This is a genomic window from Nocardioides sp. T5 (genome assembly GCF_048161455.1).
Taxonomy (GTDB): Bacteria; Actinomycetota; Actinomycetes; order Propionibacteriales; family Nocardioidaceae; genus Nocardioides.
This window is the reverse complement of sequence record NZ_CP182415.1, coordinates 2,536,279-2,551,252: the sequence shown is the minus strand read 5'-3', so window position 1 is coordinate 2,551,252 and position 14,974 is coordinate 2,536,279. Positions and strand designations below refer to the sequence as shown.

The window sequence follows — 14,974 nt, the reverse complement described above, 5'->3', positions numbered from 1 at the left end:
GCCGATGAGAGGGCCACATCCGCAGCACGTGCGCGCGAGAGGTGACGGTCGCGTCTCGGTCTCAGAGCGCGTGGATGCCCCACTGCGCGGACAGCTCGTCACCGGCGGTGCCGGCCGGGGCGAGGGTCGTGAGGTCGGTGCCGGAGTTGAACGCATCGGCCGGCGCCGTCATCGGCTCGACCGCGAGGGCGGGACGTCGTCCGTCGGCAGGCGGCGTGAACACCTGGAGCCACCGGTGGTGCTCGTCGACCCAGAGTGCGACGCCACGTCCGCCCGACGGGTCGACGAGCGTCACCCGGGCTCGTCCCTCGACGTGCTGCAGGTCGCCGAAGCCGTGGTCCAGCGCCCGGTCGCCGATGCGGCGCCCGGAGGTGAAGTCGAGGTCGTCGGGGACGGGCTCGACGCCGGTCGGGAGCTGGCGCTCGTCGAGCACCAGCCGGGTCCGGGCCGGCAACGTGAGCTCGAGGTCCTCGATCGAGTCGCCGACGCACAGGTAGGGGTGCGCCCCGCTGGCATAGGGCACGGGATCCGCCGCGAGGTTGGTGGCGGTCTGGGTGACGACGAGGCCGTCCGCCGACAGGTCGTAGAGCACGTGGAGGTCCAGCGCCCACGGGTAGCCCGTCTGCGCCATCAGGCGGTGGACCAGCGACACCGAGGTCGCGGTGTGCTCCTCCACGGTCCACGGCGCCCAGCGCGCGAGTCCGTGCGAGGCGTTCCCGGTGCGTGGGTCGGTGAGGCCGAGCTGGAGGTCCTGCCCGCCGAAGGAGTAGCGACCGTCGCGGATCCGGTTGGGCCACGGCATCAGCAGCTGGCCCCTCCCACCGGTGGACATCCCGGTCTCCGCGAAGCCGTGCACCAGGTCGCGTCCGTGGTGCCGGAGGTCGCGCAGCGCCGCCCCGCCCTCGGTGACGACCGCGGTGTATCCCGCCGCCGAGATCTCGTACTGGTCGCCGCTGGGAAACACCATGGCGGCCACCCTAGACATCGCCCGCAGCGTCAGCCGGTGACGACCACCCGGTCGGCGCGGGAGCGGGTCCCGAGCCGGGCGAACAGCGCGTCCTCGTCGATCCGCCACTGCTCCCACTGCGGGCGCATCTGCTCGCCGTCGCGCGCCATGCCGCGTCGCAGTCGCAGCGACGACTCGGCCTCGACCCAGACCAGGACGCCGACGAGGGGCGCGATCGCCGGCGACCAGCAGCCCACGCCCTCCAGCACGAGCAGGCCGCCCGGTTCGACGGGGTGCGTCTCGGCCCAGTCGTCGGCGGCCCAGTCCCAGCGCCTCCACCGGCCCCGCTCGCCGCGGGCCAGCGGTTCGAGCAGCTCCCGGACCGTGCGGGCGAGGCCCGGCAGCCCGCGCCAGCCGTGCAGCAGCTCGTCGCAGTGGACGACATGGGCTCCAGGAGCGACGGCGGCGAGGGCAGCCGCGAACGTGGTCTTGCCCGAACCGGCGGGGCCGTCGACGCACACCAGCCGGCCGCTGCCGAGCGTCGGCGGAGCGGCCAGCACCCGCTCGGCGACCTCGCCGGCGACGGCGCAGGTGTCGGCGTGGGGATCGGGGAGGGCCTCAGAAGGCACGGTCGCAGCCGCGGTAGGACGGCACGACATCGGTGACGGTCTCCCCGCGCACGAGGTGCACGTCGCGGACGTGCTCGAAGAGCTCACCGGACTTGGCGTGGCGGAACCACACGAGGTCGCCGATCCTCAACAGTGCTGCCGGGTGCCCGGTCAGCGGGGTCTGCACCTCGCCGGCACCCTCGAGGCCCGTCAGGTGCAACCCGGGTGGGGCCCACGGGACGGGTGAGCGGTCCGCGCCGGTGGCGCCGCTCGCGATGAGGCCGCCACCGTGGACGGTGGCCATCTCCGGGGTCGGCTTGCGTGTCACCCGCAGCCCGAAGTACGCCGCCGGGCGGGGCTCGAACGAGGCGTAGTGGTCGAAGATGCCCGGCACCAGCAGGCCCGAGCCGGCGGCGATCTCGGTGACTGCGGCATCGGCGGCCGTGGCCTCGACCGATCCCGACCCGCCACCGTTCCAGAACTCGAGCGACGCGACCTCGGCGAGCGCCTCGGCGATCTCGCGGCGACGTACCGCGAGCTGGGACATCGACGCCTTCTTGAGACGTCGTACGACGCGGGAGCGGGCGCGCTGGTCGGGCACCGAGTCCTGGACGCCGGCGACCTGGCCCTCGTACGTCATCACGCCGACGAGCCGGAAGCCGTCACGGTCCACGACCCGTCGCGCGGTGGCGAGGACGTCGGCGGTGTCGAAGAGCGGCGAGCGCTTGGGTCCCACGTGCTGCCCGCCGAACCGGAGCCCGGCGTCGACGTCGAGCGCGACCCGGACCGGCACCACGGGCGAGGAGCGCGTCGAGTCCACGACGTCGAGATGGGCCGGGTCGTCCACCATGAGCGTGATCGCGGCCGCTACCGAGGGTGACGAGGTGAGCCGTCGCAGGGCCGCCACGTCGACCGTGGGGTAGGCCACGACGATGTCGTCGCTGATGCCGGTCTCGTGCAGCCACAGCGCCTCGGCGAGGGTGTAGGCCAGCACGCCGGCGAACCCGTCGTGCGCCAGCGCCCGCTCGAGCAGCGCCGGCACCCGCAGGGACTTGGAGGCGACGCGGATCGGCTTGCCCCCTGCGCGGCGCACGAGGTCGTCGGCGTTGGCGTCGAAGGCGTCGAGGTCGACGACCGCGATCGGTGTCGACGGCGGTTCGGGCAAGCCGGCCACGGCGGCGTCGAGCCGCGACCACAGGCGGTTGCGGTCGACGAGCCGGTCGCTCACTCGATGCCTCGTCTGCGCAGCAGCGCCTCGATGTCGGCCATCTCGTCGTCCACGGCTGCGCGCGAGGTCGGACCGGTCCGGGTGGAGGAGGCCTCCGGCAGCGCGTCACGGTCGCCCGACGTGCCGGCCTGGCCGGTGGCCTGGGCGCGGGCGAGCTGGCGGTCGCGGATGATGCCGCTGACGAACCACAGCACGACGGCCAGTCCGGCGAGCCCGACGCCCACCCACGTGCGTACGTCGAACACGAGGGTGGTCGCCCAGTCGGTGACGGAGCCCGCGATCTCGGTGACCATCTCCAACGTCCCGGTCAGCCACGCCGCTGCCGGGAGCAGCGTGAAGCCCATGGCGCGCAGCCCGTTGGCGGCTCCTCGTCGGCGGAACGCGATCCACGTCCAGATGGCGCCCGCCACGGTGAGCGCTGCGGTCAGTGCTGCCCAGGTAGTCCCTTCCACGTCCCCAGACTCCCACAGCGCACCACGTCCGGGAGAGGATGGAGCCGTGGCCCACGACGACGGATCCCTCGAGCGCACCATCCCCGACCCGGGGTTCGCCGACGACGCGGGCGACGCCGATCCGCGGCTCGCCCGCGCGCTGGCCGCCCACGCGGTGGGTGGCACCACCTCCGGTGCGGTGCTCACGCTCCTGCAGGACGCGCGCCTGCTGGTGCCGGTGGTCGCGGTGCTGGGCGAGGTGGAGGTCGACGAGCACGGCCTCGCCCACGACAAGACCTCCGACATGGCGGCCGTCCTGGTGCAGGCCGCCGACGGCAGCAAGGGCCTGTTGGCCTTCACCTCGACCGCCTCGATGGCCCGGTGGGACCCTGAGGCGCGTCCGGTCCCGGTTCCCGCGGCGACGGCGGCCACCGCGGCCATCCAGGACGGCGCCGAGGCGCTGCTGGTCGACCTCGCAGGCCCCGCGACGTACGTCGTCGACGGTGACGACCTCACGCGGCTCGCTGCCGGGTGGCGGCTGGTGGAGATCGGCGACGGCTCCGGCGGCCACGGATGGATTGGCCCCTCGGCGGAATGATCCGCTAACCTCTTGTGTTGACGGATCAGTGACACCACGCTTCACGGTGCCACTGATCTCGCCAAGCGGAGGCACGCACCACCCGTCTCCCACCCGCACCGATCGCCCAGCACCACAGATCGTCGGGTCCCGGTCCAGAGCCACCACCGTCGCAGGACGGAGGTGGACACCTCAGTTTCCCCGAGAGGGGAGACGTGTCGTGACTGGCTCCCGCTTGGCAACAGCGGGAGCCTTCGTCCATTTCCGGCCGTGCATGAGTCGGTGCGACAGGGACTCCCACCCACCCGAACCACTGGAGGACCCATCAGCACCGAGCTGCGCATCAACGACCGGATCCGCGTACCCGAGGTCCGGCTCGTAGGACCCAACGGCGAGACCGTTGGCATCGTGCCGACCGACCAGGCACTCAAGCTGGCCGTGGAGGCCGACCTCGACCTCGTCGAGATCGCTCCCCAGGGACGCCCCCCGGTCTGCAAGCTCATGGACTACGGCAAGTTCAAGTACGAGAACGCCCAGAAGGCCCGCGAGTCGCGCCGCAACCAGACGAACGTGATCATCAAGGAGATGAAGCTTCGTCCCAAGATCGACAAGCACGACTACGAGACCAAGAAGGGTCACGTCGTGCGGTTCCTGGGTGCCGGCGACAAGGTCAAGATCACGATCATGTTCCGCGGTCGCGAGCAGCACCGCCCCGAGCTGGGCTTCCGGCTGCTGCAGAAGCTGGCCGAGGACGTCCAGGAGCTCGGCTTCGTCGAGTCCTCGCCCAAGCAGGACGGGCGCAACATGACCATGGTCCTCGGCCCGCACAAGAAGAAGGCCGACGCCAAGATCGACGCCGACGCCGCCCGCGCCACCAAGGAGCAGGCACGTGCGGACCGCAAGGCCGAGGAGGACGCCGAGCGCGAGGCGGCCCACGCCGCCGGCCCGGTCGCCCAGAAGAAGGAGCGTCGCCGCTCCGAGAACCTCGATCCTGAGATCGAGGCCTGAGCGAAGCGAAGGGCTCGATCGAGCAGGTCGCGGCGAAGCCGTGACAACGGCCCGAGCACGCTCGTTCAACCAGAAGCACCAGCACCACCCCCCGAACCATCACGCACAAGGAAGTTGAGGCAGACACATGCCGAAGAACAAGACCCACTCGGGCGCGAAGAAGCGCTTCAAGGTGACCGGCTCGGGCAAGATCATGCGTCTGCAGGCCGGCCGCAAGTCCGGCGCTGCGTTCGCGTCCGCGCCGACCACCGGCAGCCGCAAGAAGCACCGCCGCAACGCCGGCATGGTCGAGCTCGAGAAGGGCGACGTCGCACGCGCCAAGAAGATGCTCGGCATCTGAGCCTCACCCACCGCACCACCCCGGTGGCTCAGCCGCCGTCCGTCTGACTTTCCCCTGCAACAAGGAGTAGCACCATGGCACGCGTCAAGCGCGCAGTGAACGCCCAGAAGAAGCGTCGTACCACCCTCGAGCGCGCCAGCGGTTACCGCGGCCAGCGCTCGCGCCTCTACCGCAAGGCCAAGGAGCAGGTCACCCACTCCCTGGTCTACAGCTACAACGACCGGCGCAAGAACAAGGGCAACTTCCGCAAGCTCTGGATCCAGCGCATCAACGCTGCGGCCCGCGCCAACGGGATGACCTACAACCGCTTCATCCAGGGCCTCGGCCTGGCCGGCATCGAGGTCGACCGCAAGATCCTCGCCGAGCTCGCCGTCAACGACGCGCCGGCCTTCGCCGCGCTCGTCGAGGCCGCCAAGGCCGCGCTGCCCGAGGACGTCAACGCGCCCAAGGTCTCCGCCTGAACGACGTGACGCCCCTCGCCGCGAGCAATGCTCGCGTCAAGGAGGCTCGCAAGTTGAGCCGCCGTTCGGTACGCACCGAGCGGCGGCTCTTCCTCGCTGACGGCCCGAAGGCCGTCGAGGGGGCGCTGTCCGTCGCCGGGTGCGTCGTGGAGGTGTTCGCGACACCCCTCGCGGTCGAGCAGCACGCCGACCTGCTCGCCACGGTCCCGGTCACCCTGGTCGACGACCGGGCGCTCGCGTCGCTGTCGGACTCGGTCTCGCCGGCCGGCGTGGTCGCCGTGTGCCGGCATCTCGACGCGCCGCTGGAGCACGTCCTGCGGGCCTCGGCCCGGTTGGTGGCGATCTGCGCCGACGTCCGGGACCCCGGCAACGCCGGCACCGTCATCCGTACGGCGGACGCGGCCGGCGCCGACGCGGTCGTGATGGCCGGCCAGTCGGTCGACGCCTACAACCCGAAGACCGTGCGTGCGACCGTCGGCAGCCTCTTCCACCTGCCCGTCGCGGTGGAGCCCGACCCGGTTGCGGCCGTGCGGGCCGCCCAGGCACGTGGCCTGACGGTCCTGGCCGCAGACGGGGCCGGCGAGGTGGACCTGTTCGATGCTGACCTCGGCGGGCCGACGGCCTGGCTCTTCGGCAACGAGGCCTGGGGTCTGCCCGAGGAGCTTGCCGCCCTGGCCGACCACCGCGTCGCCATCCCGATCCACGGCCGGGCCGAGAGCCTCAACCTGTCCACGGCCGCCGCGGTGTGCCTCTACGCCAGCGCGCGCGCCCAGCGGTCCCGGACATGATCCTCATCGACCCGCCCGCCGTGCCGCGCTGGGACCGGCTGTGGTCGCACCTGGCCAGCGACACGTCCTACGACGAGGTCCACGCGTTCGCCGCCGCCCACGGGATTCCTGCTCGCGGCTGGGACCGCGACCACTACGACGTCCCCGCGGACGCGTACGACGCCCTGGTGGCCGCCGGTGCCCTCCCGGTCTCGTCGCGCGCGCTCGTCGCGGCGCTGCGCGAGGCGGGCCTGCGCCGGCCCAAGGCGGCGGCGCGGGACCGGTCGGAGCGGTAGGCGCGACGACTAGGGTTCGGGGCGTGTCAGACGACGACTACGCCCCGCGCCACCGGGTGGACTCCGCCCGTCCGAGCCGGCTGCGTACCCTCGCCGACTTCTACCCCGACGGCATCCTGGGTGCCAGCCGCGAGGGCGTGGTGACGATCCTCAACGCCCAGGGCGCGGCGCTGCTGGGGGTCGACGCCGAGCAGGCGCTGGGCCTGCCCCTGCCCGACGTGCTGCGGCTGCTCGACCAGGACGGTCGCACCTGGCTCGACGTGAACCGCCCCTTCGACGCCATCTCGATCACGCGCGGTGCGCCGGAGCAGGCGTGGCTCAACGCCTCCGGCGACGAGGTCCTCACCACGGCGCGGCTGGTGCGCGAGGAGCCCTTCGGTCGGATCGTCGGCATCGCGATCGGCCTGCGGAGCGGTCGCGGCCGGGCGCGGCTCGACCGCGAGCGCTCCGACCTGGTCGCCACGGTCGCCCACGAGCTGCGCTCACCGCTGACGGGCGTCAAGGGCTTCGTGCAGGCGTTGCTCAACCGGTGGGACAAGCTGAGCGACGACCAGCGCAAGCTGATGCTGGAGACGGTGAACGCCGACGCCGACCGGCTCGCCCGTCTCATCGCCGAGCTGCTGGACGTGGCCCGCATCGACACCGGCCGGCTCCAGCTCTACCCCCGCGAGGTCTCGGCGGAGGTGCTCGTGCGCCGGGTCGTCGACTCCATCGAGGCCGGCACCGCGCGCGGCATCAGCCTCGAGGTCGAGCCCGACCTGCCCGAGGTCTTCGCCGATCCCGACAAGTTCACCCAGGTCGTCACGAACCTCGTCGAGAACGCCGTCCGCCACGGCCTGGGCCAGGTCCGGGTCCGGCTTGCCCGCTCCGAGGACCTCGACGGCGTCCGCATCACGGTGGACGACGAAGGAGACGGCATCCCGGTCGAGCTGCGCCGGCGGGTCTTCACGAAGTTCTGGACCACCGGCGACTCCGGCGGCAGCGGTCTCGGCATGTACATCGTCGGAGGCCTGTCGCGGGCGCACGGCGGCTGGGTGACCATCGACGACGCCCCCGGTGGTGGCGCGCGCGTCATGGTCGACTGGCCGCGCGAGGACCTGCGCCCGGAGTGAGCGGGCGCCGACCTCCACACAACCTTCACGAGTCGTCCCCGCCCCCGACCCACCTGCGCTCCTAGGGTCGTGGCATGACCTCCCGCACGATCCCCGCGTCCCGGCCGAGGACCGCCCTGGTGGTGGAGGACGAGCGCACCATCAACGACGCCCTCGCCCAGCGGCTGCGCGCCGAGGGCTACACCGTCGAGCAGGCCTTCGACGGGCCCTCCGCGGTCGAGGCGGCGGCAGCGGTGAGGCCGGACGTCGTGCTGCTGGACGTGATGCTGCCGGGGTTCGACGGCCTCGAGGTGTGTCGCCGGATCCAGGCCGCGCGGCCCGTGCCGGTGCTGATGCTCACCGCACGCGACGACGAGGCCGACGTGCTCGTGGGCCTGGGCGTCGGCGCCGACGACTACCTCACCAAGCCGTTCTCGATGCGCGAGGTGGTCGCCCGGGTCTCAGCCCTGCTGCGACGCGTCGAGCGGGCGGCCGCGCTGGCGGACGAGCGTCCCGCCACCATCGAGGTGGGCGGCGTGCGCATCGACCCCGGCTCCCGGCGTACGACGGTCGCCGGGGAGGCCGTGCACCTGACCCCGACCGAGTTCGACCTGCTGCTGTGCCTGGCCCGGACGCCCGGTCAGGTCCTCAGCCGCGAGCGGCTGCTGCGCGAGGTCTGGGACTGGGGCGACGCCTGGGCGAGCGCCAGCGCGACCCGCACCGTGGACAGCCACGTCAAGGCCCTGCGCAGCAAGGTGGGGGCCGCGCGCATCCGCACGGTCCACGGCGTCGGCTACGCCCTCGAGGATCTCGGATGAGCGCCTGGCTCGACTCCGTCTCCAGCCTCAAGGCCAAGCTCGGGCTGCTGGTGGTCGCCTCGGTCGTCACCGCGGTCCTGCTCACGCTCCTCGGCTCGGCCGCGGACGTCCCGGCCCTGCTGGTGCTGCCGGTGAGCGTCGCGCTGGCGCTCGGGGTCACCCAGCTGCTCGCCGCCGGCATGGTCGCCCCGCTGCGTCGGATGACGGAGGTGTCACGGGCCATGGCGCGCGGCGACTACACCGGACGGGTGCGCACGTCCGCGACCGACGAGGTCGGTCAGCTGGCCACCGCCTTCAACCGGATGGCCGACGACCTCGCGACAGTCGACCGCGAGCGCCGCGACCTCATTGCCACGGTCTCCCACGAGCTGCGTACGCCGCTCACGGCCATGACCGCGCTGCTCGAGAACCTCGCCGACGAGGTGGTGCCGGCCGACCCCCAGCACCTCGCCGCCGCGCTCGAGGAGGCGGAGCGCCTGGGCCGGCTGGTCGAGGACCTGCTCCAGCTCTCCCGGCTCGAGGCCGGCGTGGTCGACCTCGATCGGCAGGACGTGGCGCTGGGCGCGCTCGTCGAGGACTCCGTCGCCCAGGTGCGCGCCACCGGCAGGGCCACCGACGTCGCGCTCGAGATCGACGAGGACCTGGTGGTGGCCGGCGACCCGGCCAGGCTGCGCCAGCTGCTCGTCAACGTGGTGGACAACGCCGCGCGCCACGCACCCGCCGAGACGCCCGTGCGCATCGCCGCAGGGAGTGCCGCCGGGAGCGCTGGCGGCGCATGGTGGCTCGAGGTCGTCGACGCCGGCGGGGGAGTGCCACCCGAGGACCGCGAGCGCGTCTTCGAGCGCTTCGGCACCGACGGTGCCGGCGGCACGGGCCTCGGTCTCGCCGTCGCGCGGTGGGTGGCGCAGCTCCACGGGGGGACGCTCCGCTTCCTCGACCCCGAGGCCGGGAACGGCGCCCGCCTCCGCCTCGAGGTCCCCCCGACGCCGACACCCGCCACCTCCGAGGAGCTCCCGATGCCCACGACCACCGCGCCCGTCCCGCTTCCCGGAGCCGCCACGGCGTCCGTGGCACCCGGGGGCCAGCAGTCAGGGATGGACGGCCTCTTCGGCCGCTTCTGGCCGGACCGGGGCGGCCCGCACGGGCTCCGGACCGTGGCTGCCGCGGCGGCAGCCGGGATCGTCGCCGGGATCGCCCTGTCGTTCACCGCTGTCGGCATCACGTGGACGCTCGTCGCGCTGACCTGCGGAGCGGCCGCCCTGGCGACCGCCCGCCGGCGCCGCGAGCGCTGGACGCTGCTGTGTGCCGGGCTGGCGGTGCTGCTCGTGCTCCCGATGACCCTGCTCGACGCCTGGTGGGTGCAGATGCTCGGCCTCGTCGTCGCGGGAGCGGTGTTCCTCTGCGGCGTCACCGGGGCACGCACGATGCCCGGCATCCTGCTGTCCGGGGTGGCGTGGCCGCTCGCGTCACTGCGTGGCCTGCCGTGGTTCGGCCGGTCCCTGCGGATCGCCGGGACCGGCTCGCGCACCCCGGCCGTGGTGCGTACGACGGTGTGGTCGCTGCTCGGCCTTGCGGTCTTCGGCACGATCTTCGCCAGCGCCAACCCCGTCTTCGGTTCCTGGGTCGACCAGCTCGTGCCCAGCCTGACCTTCAACGACCTTGTCGGACGCGCGTTCGTGGCGTGCTTCGTCTTCGCCGCGACCCTCGGCGCCGCCTACCTCGCGCTCAACCCGGCCGACGTCGAGGTGCTGGGCGGGCGGCGCCCGACCGCACTCGCCAACCGCTTCGAGTGGCTGGTGCCGGTGCTCGTCGTCGACGCCGTGTTCGTCGCCTTCATCGCCGCCCAGGCGCGCGCGCTGGTCGGCGGCCGCGACTACATCGAGGCCACGACCGGCCTCACCTATGCCGACTACGTCCACCAGGGGTTCGGCCAGCTCACCCTCGCCACCGCGCTGACGGTGCTGGTCGTGTGGATCGCGGCGCGCCGGGCGGGGGACGATGCAGGAGACCGCCGCTGGCTCTTCGGCTCGCTCGGCCTGCTCTGCGCCCTCACGCTGCTGGTGGTCGCGTCCGCGCTGCGTGGGATGTCGGTCTACCAGGACGCGTACGGCTTCACCACGCTGCGACTCTTCGTCGACGTCTTCGAGGGCTGGCTCGGATTCGTGGTGCTCGCGATCATGGTGGCCGGCGTCGCCGGGAGAGGGGCGTGGCTCCCGCGCGTCGCGTTGGTCTCGGGGGCCGTCGCGCTCGTCGGCATGGCCGCGATCAACCCCGACGCCTGGGTTGCCGAGCGCAACATCGATCGCTGGGAGGCCACCGGCGAGCTCGACCTGCGCTACCTGCAGACGCTCTCCGCGGACGCGGCGCCCGTGGTCGCCGAACGACTGCCCGAGGACGTGGCGCGCTGCGTGCTGGCCGACCTGCCCGCCAACTCCCTGAAGCCCGAGGTGATGGACGACGCGCGCGCCTGGAACTGGTCCCGCTCGCGAGCCGAGGCCGCCGTGACGGACCTCGGCCTGGCCGAGCGGTCACCGGGAGCCACGGACGAGTGCGCGGACGTCTGGGCGGCGTACGGGGAGTAACATCCTCACCGTGGACACGAGCCTGCGATTTCTGCGCCCCGGACCTGGTCTGTCGGGCAGCTGACGTCACCGGGTCCGGGGAGTCCCCGTCCGACCCGACGCTCATCCACTTCTAGACTGCGGCGAACTGCTGTCGCCGCGCGAGAGAGAGCCATGTCCGGCCCCAACACCGACTACGACCCCGTCGAAGTGACCCCGCTCAAGGCCGACCAGGTCGAGGCGATGCGTGAGGCGGCCCTCGCCGCGATCGCCGCCGCCGCCGACCTCGACGCCCTCAAGCAGGTCAGGCTCGACCACGCCGGCGACCGCTCGCCGCTCGCCCTCGCCAACCGCGAGATCGGAGCGCTGCCTCCGCAGGCCCGCAAGGAGGCCGGCCAGCGCGTCGGCCAGGCCCGCGGCGCGGTCAACCAGGCTATCGCCGCCCGGCAGACCGTGCTCGAGGCCGAGCACGAGGAGCGGATGCTGGCCGAGGAGACCGTCGACGTCTCCCTGCCCACGACCCGCCGCCGCCGCGGTGGACGGCACCCCCTCACGCTGCAGTCCGAGCTGATCGCCGACCTGTTCGTCGCCATGGGCTACGAGATCGCCGAGGGCCCGGTCGTCGAGGCCGAGTGGCTCAACTTCGACGCCCTCAACCTGGGTCCCGACCACCCCGCCCGCACCATGCAGGACACCTTCTGGACCGAGCCGGCCGAGGACCACGTCGTGCTGCGCACCCAGACCTCGCCCGTCCAGGCCCGCACCATGCTCACCCGCACGCCACCGATCTACGTCGTGTGTCCGGGACGCGTGTTCCGCACCGACGAGTACGACGCGACGCACTCGCCGATGTTCCACCAGGTCGAGGGCCTCGTGGTCGACAAGGGCATCACCATGGCCCACCTCAAGGGCACCCTCGACCACTTCGCGTCGCAGCTCTTCGGTGACGACATCACGACGCGCTTCCGGCCGTCCTACTTCCCGTTCACCGAGCCGTCGGCCGAGGTCGACGTGAAGTGCTTCGTGTGCCGCAACATCGAGCCGCAGTCCTGCCGCACCTGCCGTGGCGAGGGCTGGATCGAGTGGGGCGGTTGCGGCGTGGTCAACCCCCGCGTCCTGGTGGCCTGCGGCGTCGACCCGGAGGTCTACAGCGGCTTCGCCTTCGGCATGGGCATCGACCGTTCGTTCATGTTCCGCCACGACCTGGAGGACCTGCGTCCGCTCTTCGAGGGCGACGTCCGGTTCAGCAGCGCGTTCGGCACCGAGATCTGAGAGGGGAGAACGAGCGATGAAGGCACCCCTGTCCTGGATCCTGGACCTCGTCGACGTACCCGCAGGCACCACCACCGAGGAGATCACCGACCGGCTCACGCTGACCGGCCTCAAGCTCGAGGCGATCGTCAGCCCCGGCCGCGAGATCACCGGTCCGCTGGTGATCGGCCGCGTCCTCACGATGGAGCCGGAGCCGCAGAAGAACGGCAAGACCATCAACTGGTGCACCGTCGACGTCGGTGACGCCAACGGCACCGGCGAGCCCCAGGGCATCGTCTGCGGGGCCCACAACTTCGCACCCGGCGACCTCGTCGTCACGGTGCTGCCCGGCGGCGTGCTCCCCGGCGGTTTCGAGATCGGCGCCCGCAAGACCTACGGCCACCTCTCCGCCGGCATGATCTGCTCGGCCCGCGAGCTCGGGCTCGGCGAGGACCACGACGGCATCATCGTGCTGCCGCCCGACGCGGGCGAGCCCGGTCAGGACGTCCGTCCCGTGCTCGGGCTCGACGAGGAGACCATCGAGTTCGAGGTCAACCCCGACCGGGCGTACGCGCTGTCCTTGCGCGGCATCGCTCGCGAGGTGCTCGTCTCGGTCGAGGGGGCGAGCGGCTTCCGTGACCCGGCCCTGCGCGACACCCCGGCGGCCAACGACGAGGGCCACCCGGTCGTCGTCGAGGACGCCGAGGGATGCCCGGTGTTCGTGGCCCGGCGGGTCGACGGGTTCGACCCCGCGGCCGCGACGCCGGACTTCATGGTCCAGCGCATCACCGCGGCCGGGATGCGGCCCATCTCGCTCGCTGTCGACGTCACCAACTACGTGATGCTCGAGACCGGCCGCCCGATCCACGGCTACGACGCCGACACGCTGCAGGGCGCGATCGTCGTACGTCGTGCGCGCGAGGGCGAGAAGCTCACCACCCTCGACGGCACCGCCCGCACGCTCGACCCGGGCGACCTCGTCGTGACGGACGACTCCGGGATCATCGGGCTCGGCGGCGTGATGGGCGGCGAGACGACCGAGATCTCCGCGAACACCACGTCGATCCTCGTCGAGGCGGCCCACTGGGACGCGGTGTCGATGTACCGCACCGGACGCCGGCACAAGATCACCTCCGAGGCCGGGAAGCGCAACGAGCGCGGGGTCGACCCGACGATCTGCGAGGCTGCGGCCGACCGGGTCGTCGAGCTCCTCGTCGAGCACGGCGGCGGCACCGCCCACCCCGGCGTCACGGTCGTCGGCACCCCGCCGGCCATGCCGGTCGTCGAGGTCGCGGGCGACCTGGCCGCTCGGGTGTCGGGCATGCCGATCACCGAGGAGCAGTCCGTGGAGTGCCTGCGCGCGGTCGGCTGCGACGTCAGCGGCTCGGGGACGCTGTCGGTGACCCCGCCCCCCTGGCGTCCCGACCTCACCGACGCCCAAGACTTCTCCGAGGAGGTCGTCCGCCTCGTCGGCTACGACAAGGTGCCGTCGGTCCTTCCCACGCCGCCGTCCGGGCGCGGCCTGACCCGCTCGCAGCAGCTGCGGCGCCGCATCGGGCGCACGCTCGCAGGCGAGGGCTACGTCGAGGTGGTGAGCTTCCCGTTCGTGGGCGAGGCCGACCTCGACGCGCTGGGGCTCGCAGCCGACGACCCGCGCCGCGACCTGCTCCGGCTGTCCAACCCGCTCAACACCGAGGCCGGGTTCATGACTTCGACGCTCCTGCCGGGCATCCTGCGTGCGGCCGGCAAGAACGTCGGCCACGGCACGACGGACGTCGCGATCTTCGAGACCGGCACCGTCACGCTGCCCCGCCACGCCGGGCCGGCGGCGATCCTGCCGGTCGACCGGCGTCCCACCGACGCCGAGCTCGAGGCGCTCGACGCCGCCCTGCCCGCCCAGCCGCTGCACCTCGCGCTGGTCGGCACGGGTGACGCGGTCTCCGGCGGCTGGTGGGGCGAGGCCCGCCCCTTCTCGTGGGCCGACGCCGTGGAGGCCGTACGAGCTGTGGCGGCCGCGCTCGGCCTCGAGGTCACCGCCTCCGCCGTCGAGTTCGCTCCCTGGCACCCGGGCCGCTGCGCCGAGCTGTCCGTCGACGGCGAGGTGGTCGGCCACGCCGGCGAGGTGCACCCGAAGGTGTGCCAGGCCTTCGGCCTGCCGAAGCGCACCGTTGCCGCGGAGGTCGACCTCGACCTGCTGATCGCGCGGGCGGTCCACCTGCGCACGGCGCCGACCTTCTCGTCCTACCCGGTCGCCAAGGAGGACGTCGCGCTCGTCGTGGACGCCACCGTGCCGGCCGCCGACGTGGAGGCCGCGCTGCGCGAGGGCGCCGGCGAGCTGCTGGAGTCGATCCGGCTCTTCGACGTCTACACCGGCGACCAGGTCGGCGAGGGCAAGAAGTCCCTCGCCTACGCCCTACGGTTCCGCGCAGCGGACCGCACGCTCAAGGAGGGCGAGGCGGCGGCGGCCCGCGACGCTGCGGTCGCCCGCGCCGCCGAGCGCACCGGCGCTGTCCAGCGCGCCTGAGCAGGCAGCTCCACGCGACGGTGGAGCGTACGGCCCGACCTACCGGCCGCACGCTCCACCGTCCACG

The 14,974-nt window shown here is 72.8% G+C and carries 15 protein-coding genes; 11 read left to right on the top strand and 4 right to left on the bottom strand.

What is annotated here, in order from left to right; all coding sequences use genetic code 11:
- Positions 1-61: 61 nt before the first annotated feature.
- Genes ACNKF0_RS12365 through ACNKF0_RS12350 form a run of 4 tightly spaced genes read right to left on the bottom strand, consistent with a single transcriptional unit; the run spans position 62 to position 3,234 of the window.
- Entirely contained in the window at positions 62-967 is a 906-nt protein-coding gene (locus ACNKF0_RS12365) for an aldose 1-epimerase family protein (protein ID WP_416952509.1), read from the bottom strand.
- A gap of 29 nt (positions 968-996) precedes the next feature.
- Positions 997-1,575: a 4-amino-4-deoxy-L-arabinose transferase gene (locus tag ACNKF0_RS12360; RefSeq protein WP_416952507.1), complete on the bottom strand. Its 579-nt coding sequence runs from the start codon at positions 1,573-1,575 to the stop codon at positions 997-999.
- Positions 1,565-2,782 (bottom strand): amino acid deaminase/aldolase, encoded by a 1,218-nt coding sequence (locus ACNKF0_RS12355; protein ID WP_416952505.1) that lies wholly within the window; start codon positions 2,780-2,782, stop codon positions 1,565-1,567. Before ACNKF0_RS12355 ends, ACNKF0_RS12360 begins: the two co-directional genes overlap by 11 nt.
- Complete coding sequence (locus ACNKF0_RS12350) at positions 2,779-3,234, bottom strand: hypothetical protein (protein WP_416952503.1); 456 nt, start codon at positions 3,232-3,234, stop codon at positions 2,779-2,781. The genes ACNKF0_RS12355 and ACNKF0_RS12350 overlap by 4 nt, the downstream gene beginning before the upstream one ends.
- 46 nt (positions 3,235-3,280) lie before the next feature.
- Here ACNKF0_RS12350 and ACNKF0_RS12345 point away from each other — a divergent pair, with 46 nt between their 5' ends.
- The 11 genes from ACNKF0_RS12345 (at position 3,281) to pheT (ending at position 14,907) form a co-directional block, all read left to right on the top strand.
- Positions 3,281-3,811 carry an SseB family protein gene (locus tag ACNKF0_RS12345; protein ID WP_416952501.1) on the top strand — a complete coding sequence of 177 codons (531 nt, stop codon included), beginning with the start codon at positions 3,281-3,283 and terminating at the stop codon, positions 3,809-3,811.
- Between the two features lie 249 nt (positions 3,812-4,060).
- Positions 4,061-4,798: a translation initiation factor IF-3 gene (infC, locus tag ACNKF0_RS12340; RefSeq protein WP_366916551.1), complete on the top strand. Its 738-nt coding sequence runs from the start codon at positions 4,061-4,063 to the stop codon at positions 4,796-4,798.
- A gap of 127 nt (positions 4,799-4,925) precedes the next feature.
- Positions 4,926-5,138 carry a large ribosomal subunit protein bL35 gene (locus ACNKF0_RS12335; RefSeq protein ID WP_090971167.1) on the top strand — a complete coding sequence of 71 codons (213 nt, stop codon included), beginning with the start codon at positions 4,926-4,928 and terminating at the stop codon, positions 5,136-5,138.
- A gap of 74 nt (positions 5,139-5,212) precedes the next feature.
- Positions 5,213-5,599, top strand: a complete 387-nt coding sequence (rplT, locus tag ACNKF0_RS12330; protein WP_090971165.1) for a 50S ribosomal protein L20 — start codon at positions 5,213-5,215, stop codon at positions 5,597-5,599.
- A 53-nt stretch (positions 5,600-5,652) separates the two neighbouring features.
- Positions 5,653-6,387 carry a TrmH family RNA methyltransferase gene (locus tag ACNKF0_RS12325; protein ID WP_416952499.1) on the top strand — a complete coding sequence of 245 codons (735 nt, stop codon included), beginning with the start codon at positions 5,653-5,655 and terminating at the stop codon, positions 6,385-6,387.
- On the top strand, positions 6,384-6,662 hold the full coding sequence (locus ACNKF0_RS12320; RefSeq protein WP_416952497.1) for a DUF4031 domain-containing protein: 279 nt from the start codon (positions 6,384-6,386) through the stop codon (positions 6,660-6,662). The genes ACNKF0_RS12325 and ACNKF0_RS12320 overlap by 4 nt, the downstream gene beginning before the upstream one ends.
- 23 nt (positions 6,663-6,685) lie before the next feature.
- Entirely contained in the window at positions 6,686-7,774 is a 1,089-nt protein-coding gene (locus tag ACNKF0_RS12315; protein WP_416952495.1) for an ATP-binding protein, read from the top strand.
- A 74-nt stretch (positions 7,775-7,848) separates the two neighbouring features.
- Positions 7,849-8,571, top strand: coding sequence for a response regulator transcription factor (locus tag ACNKF0_RS12310; protein WP_416952493.1), 723 nt, complete (start codon positions 7,849-7,851; stop codon positions 8,569-8,571).
- On the top strand, positions 8,568-11,153 hold the full coding sequence (locus ACNKF0_RS12305) for a DUF4153 domain-containing protein (protein ID WP_416952491.1): 2,586 nt from the start codon (positions 8,568-8,570) through the stop codon (positions 11,151-11,153). The genes ACNKF0_RS12310 and ACNKF0_RS12305 overlap by 4 nt, the downstream gene beginning before the upstream one ends.
- Positions 11,154-11,306: 153 nt before the next feature.
- Entirely contained in the window at positions 11,307-12,404 is a 1,098-nt protein-coding gene (pheS, locus tag ACNKF0_RS12300) for a phenylalanine--tRNA ligase subunit alpha (protein ID WP_416952489.1), read from the top strand.
- A gap of 16 nt (positions 12,405-12,420) precedes the next feature.
- Positions 12,421-14,907 carry a phenylalanine--tRNA ligase subunit beta gene (gene pheT, locus ACNKF0_RS12295; protein ID WP_416952487.1) on the top strand — a complete coding sequence of 829 codons (2,487 nt, stop codon included), beginning with the start codon at positions 12,421-12,423 and terminating at the stop codon, positions 14,905-14,907.
- The last annotated feature ends 67 nt before the right edge of the window (positions 14,908-14,974 follow it).

Coding starts and splice junctions, on each gene's coding strand:
- ACNKF0_RS12365 (WP_416952509.1), bottom strand. CDS start 967: ATGGTGTTTCCCAGCGGCGACCAGTACGAGATCTCGGCGGCGGGATAC.
- ACNKF0_RS12335 (WP_090971167.1), top strand. CDS start 4,926: ATGCCGAAGAACAAGACCCACTCGGGCGCGAAGAAGCGCTTCAAGGTG.
- rplT (WP_090971165.1), top strand. CDS start 5,213: ATGGCACGCGTCAAGCGCGCAGTGAACGCCCAGAAGAAGCGTCGTACC.
- ACNKF0_RS12320 (WP_416952497.1), top strand. CDS start 6,384: ATGATCCTCATCGACCCGCCCGCCGTGCCGCGCTGGGACCGGCTGTGG.
- ACNKF0_RS12310 (WP_416952493.1), top strand. CDS start 7,849: ATGACCTCCCGCACGATCCCCGCGTCCCGGCCGAGGACCGCCCTGGTG.
- ACNKF0_RS12305 (WP_416952491.1), top strand. CDS start 8,568: ATGAGCGCCTGGCTCGACTCCGTCTCCAGCCTCAAGGCCAAGCTCGGG.
- pheS (WP_416952489.1), top strand. CDS start 11,307: ATGTCCGGCCCCAACACCGACTACGACCCCGTCGAAGTGACCCCGCTC.
- pheT (WP_416952487.1), top strand. CDS start 12,421: ATGAAGGCACCCCTGTCCTGGATCCTGGACCTCGTCGACGTACCCGCA.